The organism is Rhodococcus sp. NPDC057297, assembly GCF_042667435.1.
Lineage (GTDB): Bacteria > Actinomycetota > Actinomycetes > Mycobacteriales > Mycobacteriaceae > Rhodococcoides.
On the sequence record NZ_JBHUZE010000003.1, the window covers coordinates 645802 to 659109 of the forward strand.

The following is a 13308-nucleotide window of genomic DNA, read 5'->3' on the forward strand; positions in this document are numbered from 1 at the left end:
GCGGGAGAGTGCAAACTGGTGTGGTGAGTGGTCGCCAGTTGAATCGGGTTGCAGTGTTGTCGTTGCATACCTCGCCGTTGGCGCAGCCGGGCATGGGGGATGCGGGCGGGATGAACGTCTACGTGCTGCAGAGTGCCAAGGAGCTGGCGAAACGGGGCGTCGAGGTAGAGATCTTCACGCGTGCGACGTCGTCGGCGGACAAGCCACTCGAGGAGGCGGCACCGGGTGTTCTGGTGCGCAACATCGTGGCAGGGCCGTTCGAGGGACTCGACAAACAGGATCTCCCGACGCAGCTGTGCGCATTCGCGGCAGGCGTCCTTCGTGAAGAGGCGCGGCACGACGCCGGCTACTACGATCTGGTCCACTCTCACTACTGGTTGTCCGGCCAGGTCGGCTGGCTGGCCCGCGATCGCTGGGGTGTGCCGCTGGTCCACACGGCACATACTCTCGCCGCCGTCAAGAACGCGTCGTTGGCAGCGGGGGATTCTCCGGAACCGGCCGCGCGGCAGATCGGCGAGCAACAGGTGGTCGCCGAGGCGGACAGGCTGATCGCCAACACCGGTGAAGAAGCGAAGCAGCTGATCGAGATCTACCACGCGTCGCCTCGGTCGATCGACGTCGTCGCGCCCGGCGCGGACCTCGGCCGGTACCGACCCGGTGACAAAGCCGCTGCGCGAGCACAGTTCGGTATCGATCCGTCGGAAACCGTGGTCGCCTTCGTCGGCCGAATCCAGCCGCTCAAGGCCCCGGACGTGTTGCTGCGCGCGGCAGCGGAACTGCTGGCCTCTCGACCGAGCCTGCCGCTCCGGGTACTCGTGGTCGGCGGGCCGTCCGGCAGCGGACTGGACCGTCCCGACAGTTTGATCGAACTTGCGGCAGAACTGGGGATTTCGGCGAGAGTGACGTTCCTGCCGCCGCAGCCGTCCGAGAAACTCGTCCAGGTCTACCGTGCTGCCGACGTCGTGGCCGTGCCGAGCTACAACGAATCGTTCGGACTCGTCGCGATCGAAGCTCAAGCCAGCGGAACCCCGGTGATCGCAGCGGACGTCGGCGGGCTCGGGGTCGCCGTCAGGTCCGGGGAGACGGGTGTGCTCGTGCAAGGGCACCGAACCGCGGAGTGGGCGCGAGCTCTCGGCGCGATGCTCGCAGACCGAGATGGCTTGGCGCGCATGGCATCGGCGGCACCGGACCACGCCGCGAACTTCTCGTGGGAACACACCGCGGAAGGCCTGCTGGACAGTTATCGTGCAGCACAATTCCACTTCGACCGTCACGAGGCCCCGAGCGAGTTCTCGCCGCGGCGCGTACGCGGACTGTCGAAGCTACGAAGGGCGGGGGCAACGGCATGAGCGAGCTGATCGAGCTGATCGATTCGGTACTGAGCGAGCGCGAGCTCGAGTACCAACGCAAGGGGGACAACGCGTTCGTCGTCGAGCTGCCCGGTGAGCGGAAGCTGAAGACGACCACGATCCTCACCGTCGGGCACCACGGCGTGCGGATAGAGGCGTTCGTCTGCCGCAAACCGGACGAGAACTTCGAGGGTGTCTACAAATACCTGCTGCGGCGAAATCGACGGCTCTACGGAGTGCACTACACGCTCGACAAGGTAGGGGACATCTACCTCGTCGGTCGGTTGTCGACTCATGCTGTGACGGGCGAGGAAATCGACCGGATACTCGGCCAGGTGCTCGAAGCCGCCGACGGAGATTTCAATGTCCTGCTCGAACTGGGCTTCGCCGAATCCATCAAACGCGAGTGGGCCTGGCGTGTGTCCAGGGGCGAGTCGTTGGCGAACCTGAAGGCCTTCGAGCACCTGGTTACACCGCCGAAACTCGATACTTGATCGGACGTAACGGAGCGTTCGTACGCTCCGTTACATGACCAGGCCAGAGGACGCCACGCCGCCGGTACTCCAGATGTTCGGGTACGGCATGCAACACATTCTCTCGATGTTCGGCGGCGTCATCGCAGTGCCGATCATCGTCGGTGGTGCGGCGGGTCTCTCCGGCTCCGACCAGGCGTTGCTCATCTCCTGCGCTCTGTTCGTCAGCGGTATCGCGACCGTTCTGCAAACGGTCGGTGTGCCGTTCTTCGGTTCGCAACTGCCGCTCGTGCAGGGCATTTCGTTCGCCGCCGTCTCCACGATGCTGACCATCATCGTCGGCGCGGAGAGCGGCGAGGCAGGCCTGCGAACCGTCCTGGGCTCGGTGATCGTCGCCGCTCTGATCGGCCTCGCCGTCGCACCCTTCTTCTCCAAAGTGGTGAGGTTCTTTCCGCCCATCGTGACCGGATCGATCATCACGGTCATCGGCCTCTCGCTGATGCCCGTCGCGGCCCGATGGATCACCGGCCAGGAAATGGTCGGCGGCGTACCGAATCCGGAGTACCTCGACGTCGGCAACATCGGACTGGCGATGTTCACTCTGCTCGTGGTGCTGATCCTGACGAAGACCCCCACGGTGTCGCGGCTGTCGATTCTGCTCGGACTTCTCGTGGGCACGATCGCCGCGTTCGCCTTCGGGAAAGCGGATTTCGACGGTGTCGGCGACGCGGACATCGTGGCATTGCCGACGCCGTTCGCGTTCGGCAGCCCCATCTTCGCCGTCGGCGCGATCATCTCGATGACCATCGTGATCCTCGTGATCATGGTGGAGACCACCGCCGACATCCTCGCCGTCGGCGAGGTCGTGGGCACCGACGTCGACACCCGGCGCGTCGGCGACGGTCTGCGGGCGGACATGCTGTCCTCGGCGATCGCCCCGGTCTTCAACTCGTTCCCCGCCACCGCGTTCGCACAGAACGTCGGCCTCGTCGCGATGTCCGGAGTGAAGAGTCGATTCGTCGTCGCGGTGGGCGGTGGAGTGCTTGCGGTGCTGGGGCTTTCGCCGATTCTCGCCGCGATCGTCGGCGTGATTCCACTTTCCGTTCTCGGCGGCGCGGGCATCGCGCTGTTCGGTACCGTCGCGGCGAGCGGTGTTCGCACCCTCGGCAAGGTGAACTACGACAACAACAACAATCTCGTCATCGTCGCGGTGACGCTGGCGTTCGGACTGATTCCCGTTGTGGCGAGCGATTTCTGGGACGAGTTCCCGGACTGGTTCGTCACTGTGTTCCACTCCGGCATCAGCGCCGCGAGCATTGTCGCGGTGATACTCAATCTCTTCTTCAACGTATTCAGACCCGGCAAGCCCGAGGACCCCTCGATCGTCGCTGCGGGCCCCGCCGTCATGGTGCGCGACGACGAAGCCGACGTCCCGAGAGACCGTGACGGGAGCAGCGTCGACCGCAGAAAACCGAACCCGCGGGACCCGGAGGCGTAAGGCGCGAAATCATGCGGGTAACCCGGGCGAGTAGTAGCGTCCGCAATCAGACAAACTAGCCACACACCGATCGCGTGTTCACGAGACCCGCGAACACGCAGCAGCGCCACCGTGCTGCACCGAACACTGGAGGAAGTTTTGACCGTCGTTCCCCGCTCACACACCCGCAGACTGGTATTCGGGGGAGTCGCGTCGCTCGGTGCGGTCGCACTCGTCGCTGGATGTGGCTCCGCCCCCGAGGACAGTGGATCGGATTCCGGTGGCACGGCCGCGGGCGACTTCAAGCCCTGCATGGTGTCCGACGCAGGTGGCTTCGACGACAAGTCGTTCAACCAGCTCAGCTTCGAGGGCTTGACCAACGCCTCCGAAGAGCTCGGTGTCGAGCCCATCACCGTCGAATCGGCGTCGCCGACGGACTACAACCCCAACCTCAACAACCTGATCGACCAGGGATGTTCGCTGATCCTGACCGTCGGATTCGACCTCGCCGACGCCACCAAGTCCGCCGCCGAAGCGAACACCGACATCGACTTCGCGATCATCGACGATTCCAGCATCGACCTGCCGAACGTCAAACCGCTGACCTACGACGCGGCCCAGGGCGGATTCCTCGCCGGCTACGCCGCTGCGAGCTTCTCCAAGACCGGTGTCGTCGGTACCTTCGGTGGCTCGCAGCTGCCCACCGTCACCATCTTCATGGACGGATTCGCCGACGGCGTCAACTACTTCAACGAGCAGAAGAACGGCAACGTTCGCGTCATCGGCTGGGACGTCCCGGCCCAGAACGGCTCGTTCACCGGCGGTTTCGAAGCCAATGCCGTCGCCAAGAACACCGCACAGGGCCTCATCGACCAGAACGCGGACGTCATCTTCCCCGTGGGCGGACCGATCTACCAGAGCGCGGCACAGGCCATCCGTGACTCCTCGCGTCCCATCGCTCTGATCGGTGCCGACGCGGACGTCTACGTGTCCGACCCGTCCGTCGGTGACCTGCTCCTCACGTCGGTCACCAAGGGCCTGCAGACCAGTGTCGACGAAATCGTCGCCTCCTCGGGTGACGGATCGTTCGACAACGCACCCTACGTCGGCACGCTCGAGAACGACGGTGTCGGCATCGCGCCGTTCCACGACTTCGAGTCACAGGTCGACCCGGCACTGCAGGGCGAACTCGACACCATCAAGGCAGGCATCATCGACGGCTCCATCACCGTCGAGTCCCCGTCCTCGCCCAAGTGACGTGAAACTAGAATTACAGGGCATCACGAAGAGGTTCGGCTCGCTCGTCGCGAACGATTCCATCGACCTCGTCGTCGAGCCGGGGGAGATCGTCTGCCTGCTCGGTGAGAACGGGGCGGGCAAGTCGACCCTGATGAATGTTCTCAGCGGCCTGTATCGCGCCGAGGAAGGCAAGATTCTGCTCGACGGCGTCGAGCAGAATTTCGCCGGCCCGGGCGAAGCGATGACCGCCGGGATCGGCATGGTGCATCAGCACTTCATGCTGATCCCGGTGTTCACGGTCGCCGAGAACATCATTCTCGGCCACGAGACCACCAAGTCCGGCGGCAGGCTCGATCTCGACGCGGCGCGAAAGCTGGTGCGGGAGATCTCGTCGCGTTTCGGTTTCGACCTCGACCCGGACGCCAGGATCGACGAACTCCCCGTCGGCGTGCAGCAGCGCGTCGAGATCATCAAGGCGCTCAGCCGCGACGCCAAGGTGTTGGTGTTCGACGAGCCGACGGCCGTGCTGACGCCGCAGGAAACCGACGATCTCATGCGCATCATGCGTGAGCTGGCCGAATCCGGCACGGCGATCGTGTTCATCACCCACAAGCTGCGGGAGGTACGCGAGGTCGCAGATCGGATCACCGTCATCCGGCTCGGCAAGGTCGTGGGCGAGGCGGAACCGACGGCGACCAACGCCGAACTCGCCGCGATGATGGTGGGCCGCGACGTGCAGCTGACCGTGTCGAAGGAACCGGCCCAGCCCGGGGACGCAGCACTCGTCGTGAAGAACCTGACGGTCTTCGACGGATCCGGCCAGAAGGTCGTCGACGATGTCAGTCTCGAAGTCCACCGAGGTGAGATCCTCGCCGTCGCCGGTGTGCAGGGCAACGGGCAGAGCGAATTCGTCGAGGCACTGCTGGGAGCGCGTGAGCAGATCAGCGGCGAGATCGAGCTCGACGGCCGGTCACTCGTCGGCGCATCCGTGCACGACGTACTCGGCGCAGGCGTCGGCTTCGTGCCCGAGGACCGCACGGTCTACGGACTCGTCGGCGAGTTCTCGATCGCGGAGAACCTCATGCTGGACAGATCGACGGGGGAGCCGTTCGTGCGTCGCGGCGCCATCCGACGCGAATATCTGGACACGTTCGCCACCGAGAAGGTCGAGGAGTTCGACGTCCGGACGCCGGGAATCGACACACGCGTCGGGCGCCTGTCCGGCGGTAATCAGCAGAAGGTCGTGCTCGCGCGTGAGCTGAGCCGAGACCTCCGGCTGTTCGTCGCGTCGCAGCCGACACGAGGTATCGACGTCGGCTCGATCGAGTTCGTGCACAAGCGGATCGTCGCGACACGGGACTCCGGTGTGCCGGTGATCGTCGTCTCCAGCGAACTCGACGAAGTCGCGGCGCTCGCCGATCGAATTGCAGTCATGTACCGCGGGACCATCGTCGGCATCGTGCCCGCCGACACGTCCCGCGAAGTTCTAGGTGTGATGATGGGTGGAGAGAAGCATGGCTGAAACGCCTGCACCGTCGCGGTCCCATGTGGTTCTGCGGCAGATATTCACCGGAAGCGCGATCATTTCCGTGCTCGCCGTGTTCATGGCGGTGATCGTCGGAGCAGTGCTGATCGCCGTCACCGACGATCAGGTGCAGGAGACCGCCGGGTACTTCTTCTCCCGGCCGTCGGACATGCTGGTGGCGGTCTGGGACGCAGTGTCGGGGGCGTACTCGTCACTGTTCCAGGGGTCGGTGTACAACTTCCGGCGACCCGGATTCGAGAACGGCATCCGGCCGCTCATGGAGACACTGACCTTCGCGACGCCGTTGATCGTCGCCGGTCTCGGTGTGGCACTTGCCTTCCGAGTCGGGATGTTCAACATCGGTGGCCGCGGCCAGATGCTCATCGCGGCGGCATGTGCCGGGTGGGTCGGGTTCTCGCTACAGCTTCCAGCGGGGATTCACCTGATCCTGGCGATCCTCGCGGGTGTCGTCGGCGGCGCGGTGTGGGGCGGTATCGCCGGAGTGCTGAAGGCGCGCACCGGTGCCCACGAAGTGATCGTCACGATCATGCTCAACTACGTCGCGTTCTACCTCGTCGCATACCTGTTGCGCACACCGGGCGCACTCCAGGCTCCCGGCCAGAACAACCCCAAGACCGCCGCGATGGAATCGACGGCGGTCTTCCCCAAATTGTTCGGTGACCGCTACTCGCTGCATCTGGGTTTCGTCCTCGTCGTCGTGGTGACCGTCGCGGTCTGGTGGCTTCTCGAACGGTCGTCGTTGGGGTTCCGCCTCCGGGCCGTCGGCGAGAACCCGCATGCGTCGAGGATCGCCGGCATCGACGTCAACCGCATGTATCTGTACGCGATGGTGATGTCCGGAGCACTGGTCGGCTTGGCAGGTGTCGCACAGGTTCTGGGGACGGTCACCACCGGCTTCGGCGCGGACATCGACGCCGGCATCGGCTTCGACGCCATCACCGTGGCATTGCTCGGTCGGTCCAAACCGTGGGGAGTGTTCTTCGCCGGCATACTGTTCGGCGCCTTCAAGGCCGGCGGATTCGCGATGCAGGCGGCCGAGGGCATCCCCATCGACATCGTTCTCGTCGTGCAATCGGTCATCGTTCTGTTCATCGCGGCGCCTCCGCTGGTGCGAGCTGTCTTCCGATTACCGCCACCGGGAGCCGAGACCGCGGCTCGCGCCGACACCGCGAAGGTGGGAGCACTGTGACCACCCTCGACACTGCGCCGGAAGTACTGACGCCGAAGCGAAGCTGGAAGGTACCGGGCGTCCTCGGTGCAGCGACTCTGCTCGGGCTGATCCTGTTCGTCCTGCGCGGCAAATCAGGTACGACCACCTTCGGCCTCGCCAGCGAGAACGACTTCTTCGCGCTCCCGGCAGTGGGAGTCCCGACCGGGGCGACCGGAATTCTCGTCGTCGTGGCGTTGGCTGCGATTCTCGCGTTCGCCGTGTGGAACGTACTGCGCCACAAGACAACACCGTTGTGGGTCCTCGCAGTCTTCGCAGTGCTGTTCGTGATCGGGTTCCTGACGTGGGCCGCCGCAGGCGCGACGGTGCCCGTACCCGGCCTGCTCATCGGGGCCGTCGCGCTCAGCACGCCACTGATCTTCGGCGCGATGGGCGGCGTCATCTCCGAACGCGTCGGCGTCGTCAACATCGCCATCGAAGGCCAGCTTCTGTCCGGCGCCTTCGTCAGCGCCGTCGTCGCGTCGATCACCGGATCCGCCTACGTGGCCCTACTCGCCGCACTGCTCGCCGGAGCGTTGACCGCGGCACTGCTCGCGATGTTCTCCATCAAGTACTTCGTCAACCAGGTCATCGTCGGCGTCGTGCTGAACGTTCTGGTCGTGGGACTGACGAGCTTTTTGTACTCGGTGGTGCTGACGAAGAACCCCGAGACCCTCAACTCGCCGCCGCGGTTCGGGCGCATCGAGATTCCACTGCTGTCCCAGATCCCCGTGATCGGTCCGGTGTTGTTCCGCCAGACCCTGATCGTCTACATGATGTACGTCGTCGTCGCGCTGGTGTGGTTCGGTCTGTTCCACACCAAGTGGGGTCTGCGCCTGCGCGCCGTCGGTGAACATCCTCAGGCGGCCGACACCGTCGGTATCGATGTCGCGCGCACCCGGTTCTGGAACGTCTGCCTCGCCGGAGCCATCGCCGGCCTCGGCGGCGCCTACTTCACGCTCGGATCGGTGGGCGCATTCGGCAAGGAAATGACCGCCGGTGCCGGCTACATCGCGTTGGCTGCAGTCATTTTCGGCCGTTGGGACCCGATACGCGCAACTCTGGCTGCCTTGCTGTTCGGCTTCGCGTCGAACTTGCAGAACGTGCTCGGCATCATCGGGTCACCCGTGCCCAGCGAGTTCATGCTGATGCTGCCCTACGTGGTGACGATCTTCGCCGTTGCCGGTCTCGTCGGGCACGTTCGTGGACCCGCGGCCGCAGGTAAGCCCTATGTGAAGTCCTGACTCCCGAGTAGGGTGCCTGCGTCACTGTGACCACGTTCACTGTAGGATTTCGGACATCTTGCCGATGCGTGTTCGAAGGAGAGTCATGAGCTTCAACAGCCCCTTTCCGGACGTGGAGATCCCGAATCTCAGTGTCTACGACTATCTGTTCGGGTCCATCTCGGACGCCGACCTGGAAAAGCCGGCACTGATCGACGGCGCCTCCGGTGACGTCACCACGTACCAGGCTCTGATCGGTCAGATCAACGGCATCGCAGGCGCGCTCGCCGCACGCGGTCTCGAGGTGGGCGACGTCGTCGGCCTGCATTCGCCCAACGTGCCCGCGTTCGCCGCGGTCCTCCACGGCATCCTGCGCGCAGGCGGAACCGCGACCACGATCAACGCGCTGTACACCGCCGAGGACATCGCCAAGCAGCTCACCGGGTCCGGCGCGAAGTTCCTGTTCACCGTCTCGCCGCTGTACCCGCAGGCCAAGGCCGCCGCGGAGAAGGTCGGTATCGACGACGACCACGTCATCGTTCTCGACGGCGCCGAAGGCCACCCGAATCTGCGGGATCTGCTGACCCAGGGCGCACCCGCGCCCGACGTGACGTTCGACCCCGCCACCCAGGTCGCCGTGCTGCCGTATTCGTCCGGGACGACGGGTGTGCCCAAGGGCGTCATCCTCACACACCGCAACCTCGTCGCCAACGTCGCGCAGATGGAACCCCGCGTCGGCATCGACACCGACGACGCGATCCTCGCACTGCTGCCGTTCTTCCACATCTACGGCCTCACAGTGCTTCTCAACATCGCACTGAAATTGCGTGCACGACTGGTCACCATGCCCAAGTTCGACCTCGTCGAGTTCCTGCGCATCATCCAGGACAACAAGCTGACCTACCTCTTCATCGCGCCCCCCGTCGCCGTTGCACTCGCCAAGCATCCCTTGGTGGACCAGTACGACCTCTCCAGCGTGCACACCATCTTCTCCGGCGCCGCCCCGCTCGACGAAGAGCTCGGCAAGGCCGTCGCAGCCCGGTTGAACACGCGCATCCGTCAGGGTTACGGAATGAGCGAACTCAGCCCGGTCAGCCACGCCATCCCGTTCGACCGCGACGACATGCCGCTCAGCTCCGTCGGCCTCCCGCTGGCCAACACCGTCAACAAGCTCGTCGACCCCGAGACCCTTGAGGAAATCGACATTCCGGCAGAAGGACGGTCCAAGCCGGGCGAACTGTGGGTGAAGGGGCCGAACGTCATGGCCGGCTACCTCAACAACCCGACCGCTACCGCCGAGACCCTCGACGACGACGGCTACCTGCACACTGGTGACATCGCAGTCGTCGACTCCGAGGGCGTCGTCTACATCGTGGACAGGCTCAAAGAACTCATCAAGTACAAGGGCTACCAGGTTCCGCCCGCCGAGCTCGAAGCTCTGCTGCTCACCCACCCCGAGATCGCCGACGCCGCCGTCATCGGCGTACTCGACGACGAGGGCGAGGAAGTGCCGAAGGCCTTCGTCGTACTGCAGGCGAACGCGTCGATCGACGAGGACGGTGTCATCGCCTTCGTCTCCGAACGTGTGTCCCCGCACAAGAAGGTCCGCAAGGTCCAGTTCATCGACACGGTCCCGAAGTCCGCCGCGGGCAAGATCCTGCGCAAGGACCTGAGGGCTGCAGAAGCAGCACAGTAAGGACCCTCCGGGAGTGGTGTGACAATCACGTGCTCAGCAGTCGGATTCCCGCCTGCGTCGGACGGAATTGTCACACCACACCCGGTAGTTCGGGTAGTAAAGAAGTATGGACGTCACAGTCGACATCGCTCAGGGCACGGTTCGCGGTCAACAGAGCGGACCGGTCACTTCCTTTCTCGGAATTCCCTACGCCGAAGCGCCGTTCGGTGCACGCAGGTTCCAGGCACCCAGCGCGCCGCCGTCGTGGAGTGGTGTCCGAGATGCCGTGACGTTCGGCGCCACGGCCCCCAAGATCGGATACCGACCGCCCGTCAGTGAAATACTCACCGAGCCAGTGGTTCCCGGTGAGGAATGCCTGAACGTGAACGTGTGGACACCCGACGTGTCCGCGTCGGGACTGCCGGTGTTCGTCTGGATTCACGGCGGTGCATTCGTCAACGGAAGCAACGCCGTGCCCATCTACGACGGCTCGGCGTTCGCGCGGGACGGCATCGTCGTCGTCACCGTCAACTACCGTCTCGGCGCCGACGGATTCGCGCGAATCGACGGAGCGCCTGCCAACCGAGGCATGCTGGACCAGGTCGCCGCACTGAGGTGGGTGCGTGACAACATCGCTGCCTTCGGCGGAGACCCGAACGCGGTGACCGTTGCCGGTGAATCGGCAGGGGCGATGAGCGTCGGGACCCTGATGTCGATGCCGTCGGCGGACGGGCTGTTCCGGCGCGCGATACTGCAGAGCGGCGCGGGATACCACGTCATCACCGAGGCTACGGCCACGAAAGTAGCCGAGGCGCTTGCCGATTCGCTGGGCGTGCAACCGAATGTGGACGGTTTCGGGTCCGTGCCGGTGGAGGCGTTCGTCGACGCTCAGCGAGAGCTCGGCGACCGCGTCACGGCCGAGGCGCCGACGGGAGCGTGGGGTGAACTGGCGTTCAACATGATGCCCTTCGAGCCCTACATCGACGGCGACGTCGTTCCCGACGTTCCGCACCGGAGAATCGCCGCAGGCGCGGGCTCGGAGATCGACGTTCTGATCGGCACCACCAGCGAAGAGTTCGCGTTCTTCCTGGTTCCGGCCGGTGTTGTCGGGTACGTGGACGAGGCGCGGGTCCGAGCGGCGATTGGCGCATACGGCGCCGACGTCGAGCAGGCACTCGACGTCTATCGGGCGCAGCTGCCCGAGGCGTCACCCGGCGAACTGCTCATCGCGGTGGTCACCGACTGGTTCTTCCGCATCCCCGCCGTACGGGTCGCGGAGACCCGCGGCGGAAACGCATTCGTCTACGAGTTCACGTGGCGATCCACGCTCTTCGACGGCTCCCTCGGGGCATGTCATGCCCTGGAGATACCGTTCGTGTTCGACCTGCTGGACAAGCCGGAGACAGCGCGCATCACCGGAGCGAACCCACCCCAGAAGGTGGCCGACGAGATGCACCGAGCCTGGGTCGACTTCGTGCGCGACGGTTCGCCCGGCTGGGCTCGGTACGGGGCGGATCGATCGGTGATGATGTTCGGCGACCGGACCGGAGTGGTCGACGACCCCCGTGCGTCGACGAGAGAAGTCTGGGCCGGGGTGCGCTGACGAGGTCTCGTTTCACAGGTGAGGCGTCGAAAACGGGTCTATAGTCACCACCAACCTGCGGGCTGGAGTGGCAATGGACGCTTTGGATCTTTCGAGGTGGCAGTTCGGAATCACGACTGTCTATCACTTCGTGCTGGTGCCGCTGACCATCGGTCTCGCGCCGATGGTCGCGATCATGCAGACGATGTGGATGATCACGAAGAAGGACGCCTGGTACCGGCTCACCAAGTTCTTCGGCAAGCTGTTGCTGATCAACTTCGCGCTCGGCGTCGCCACCGGCATCGTGCAGGAGTTCCAGTTCGGGATGAACTGGAGCGAGTACTCGCGGTTCGTCGGCGACGTCTTCGGGGCTCCGTTGGCGATGGAAGGTCTTGTCGCGTTCTTCCTCGAATCCACGTTCCTCGGACTGTGGATCTTCGGCTGGGAACGACTGCCTCGGGGCGTCCACCTCGCGACCATCTGGCTCGTCGCGATCGGTGTGAACGCGTCGGGATACTTCATCGTCGTCGCGAACTCGTTCATGCAGCATCCCGTCGGCGCGGAGTACAACGCCGAGTCCGGCCGGGCGCAGCTGACCTCGATCGGTGACCTGCTGTCGAACAACACTGCGCTGGTTGCCTACCCACATGTCATCGCAGGCGCATTCCTGACGGCCGGAACCTTCGTCGCCGGTATCTCCGGCTGGTGGACGGTGCGAACCATGCGTCGGGGCCGTGAACAGGACGCTCGTGAACTGTTCCGTCCGGCAGCACGTCTCGCGCTGCTGGTGATGATCGTGGCAGGCGTCGCCGTGGCGTGGACGGGGGACTCGCAAGGCAAGCTGATGTTCGTGCAACAGCCGATGAAGATGGCGTCGGCGGAATCGTTGTGCAACACCGAGACCGACCCCGACTTCTCGGTCCTGACGATCGGCACGCACAACAACTGCGACAGTGTGACATCGGTGATCGAATTACCCTTCGTGCTTCCGTTTCTCGCGGAAGGGAAGTTCTCCGGAGTGACACTGCAAGGCGTCAACCAGTTACAGGAGCAGTACGAGCAGGAATTCGGACCGGGCAATTACACGCCCAACCTCTTCGTCACGTACTGGTCGTTCCGAATGATGATCGGGCTCGCCGCCGGATCTGCCGCGCTGGCGCTCGCCGGGCTGTGGGTCACGAGGCGCGGGCGGGTGCCCGATCAGCGCTGGTACTCGTGGCTGGCGTTGATCGCCATACCCATGCCGTTCCTCGCCAACAGCGCCGGCTGGATCTTCACCGAGATGGGCCGACAACCGTGGATGGTGCACCCCAATCCGACCGGCGTGGACATGATCCGGTTGACCGTCGACCAAGGTGTATCGAACCATTCGGCTGCGACGGTGTGGATCTCGATCGTCACTTTCACCCTGCTGTACGGGGCACTGGGCGTCGTGTGGCTGAAGCTGATGATCCGATACGCGAAGGAAGGCCCCATGGATCACGACAGAACGCCGCCGGATCCCGCTGAACCGAAGCAACTCTCGTTCGAGTACTAG

Annotated in this window: 10 protein-coding genes; all 10 read left to right on the plus strand. The window is 64.5% G+C overall.

The window, feature by feature from the left end:
• The first annotated feature begins 20 nt into the window (after positions 1 to 20).
• The 10 genes from mshA (at position 21) to ACFULT_RS13165 (ending at position 13308) form a co-directional block, all read left to right on the plus strand.
• Positions 21 to 1349 (plus strand): D-inositol-3-phosphate glycosyltransferase, encoded by a 1329-nt coding sequence (gene mshA / locus ACFULT_RS13120; RefSeq protein ID WP_176458392.1) that lies wholly within the window; start codon positions 21 to 23, stop codon positions 1347 to 1349.
• Positions 1346 to 1843 carry a YbjN domain-containing protein gene (locus tag ACFULT_RS13125; protein ID WP_037114124.1) on the plus strand — a complete coding sequence of 166 codons (498 nt, stop codon included), beginning with the start codon at positions 1346 to 1348 and terminating at the stop codon, positions 1841 to 1843. The genes mshA and ACFULT_RS13125 overlap by 4 nt, the downstream gene beginning before the upstream one ends.
• A 34-nt stretch (positions 1844 to 1877) precedes the next feature.
• Positions 1878 to 3320 carry a nucleobase:cation symporter-2 family protein gene (locus ACFULT_RS13130; protein ID WP_378481653.1) on the plus strand — a complete coding sequence of 481 codons (1443 nt, stop codon included), beginning with the start codon at positions 1878 to 1880 and terminating at the stop codon, positions 3318 to 3320.
• Between the two features lie 138 nt (positions 3321 to 3458).
• Positions 3459 to 4556, plus strand: coding sequence for a BMP family protein (locus ACFULT_RS13135; RefSeq protein WP_249300131.1), 1098 nt, complete (start codon positions 3459 to 3461; stop codon positions 4554 to 4556).
• A 1-nt stretch (position 4557) separates the two neighbouring features.
• A complete protein-coding gene (locus ACFULT_RS13140) occupies positions 4558 to 6060 on the plus strand; it encodes an ABC transporter ATP-binding protein (protein ID WP_037114130.1) in 1503 nt (500 codons plus the stop codon).
• Positions 6053 to 7273 (plus strand): ABC transporter permease, encoded by a 1221-nt coding sequence (locus ACFULT_RS13145; RefSeq protein ID WP_378481654.1) that lies wholly within the window; start codon positions 6053 to 6055, stop codon positions 7271 to 7273. The genes ACFULT_RS13140 and ACFULT_RS13145 overlap by 8 nt, the downstream gene beginning before the upstream one ends.
• Positions 7270 to 8535, plus strand: coding sequence for an ABC transporter permease (locus ACFULT_RS13150; protein WP_378481655.1), 1266 nt, complete (start codon positions 7270 to 7272; stop codon positions 8533 to 8535). Before ACFULT_RS13145 ends, ACFULT_RS13150 begins: the two co-directional genes overlap by 4 nt.
• Positions 8536 to 8620: 85 nt before the next feature.
• On the plus strand, positions 8621 to 10210 hold the full coding sequence (locus ACFULT_RS13155) for an AMP-binding protein (RefSeq protein ID WP_037114135.1): 1590 nt from the start codon (positions 8621 to 8623) through the stop codon (positions 10208 to 10210).
• Between the two features lie 106 nt (positions 10211 to 10316).
• Positions 10317 to 11792 (plus strand): carboxylesterase/lipase family protein, encoded by a 1476-nt coding sequence (locus tag ACFULT_RS13160; RefSeq protein ID WP_378481656.1) that lies wholly within the window; start codon positions 10317 to 10319, stop codon positions 11790 to 11792.
• Positions 11793 to 11865: 73 nt separating this feature from the next.
• The gene (locus ACFULT_RS13165) at positions 11866 to 13308 is read left to right on the plus strand and encodes a cytochrome ubiquinol oxidase subunit I (RefSeq protein WP_378481657.1); all 1443 of its coding nucleotides are present in this window, start codon (positions 11866 to 11868) and stop codon (positions 13306 to 13308) included.

Bases quoted from the DNA above. Each gene is read 5' to 3' on its own strand.
- ACFULT_RS13125 (WP_037114124.1), top strand. From the start codon at position 1,346: ATGAGCGAGCTGATCGAGCTGATCGATTCGGTACTGAGCGAGCGCGAG.
- ACFULT_RS13130 (WP_378481653.1), top strand. From the start codon at position 1,878: ATGACCAGGCCAGAGGACGCCACGCCGCCGGTACTCCAGATGTTCGGG.
- ACFULT_RS13145 (WP_378481654.1), top strand. From the start codon at position 6,053: ATGGCTGAAACGCCTGCACCGTCGCGGTCCCATGTGGTTCTGCGGCAG.
- ACFULT_RS13155 (WP_037114135.1), top strand. From the start codon at position 8,621: ATGAGCTTCAACAGCCCCTTTCCGGACGTGGAGATCCCGAATCTCAGT.
- ACFULT_RS13160 (WP_378481656.1), top strand. From the start codon at position 10,317: ATGGACGTCACAGTCGACATCGCTCAGGGCACGGTTCGCGGTCAACAG.
- ACFULT_RS13165 (WP_378481657.1), top strand. From the start codon at position 11,866: ATGGACGCTTTGGATCTTTCGAGGTGGCAGTTCGGAATCACGACTGTC.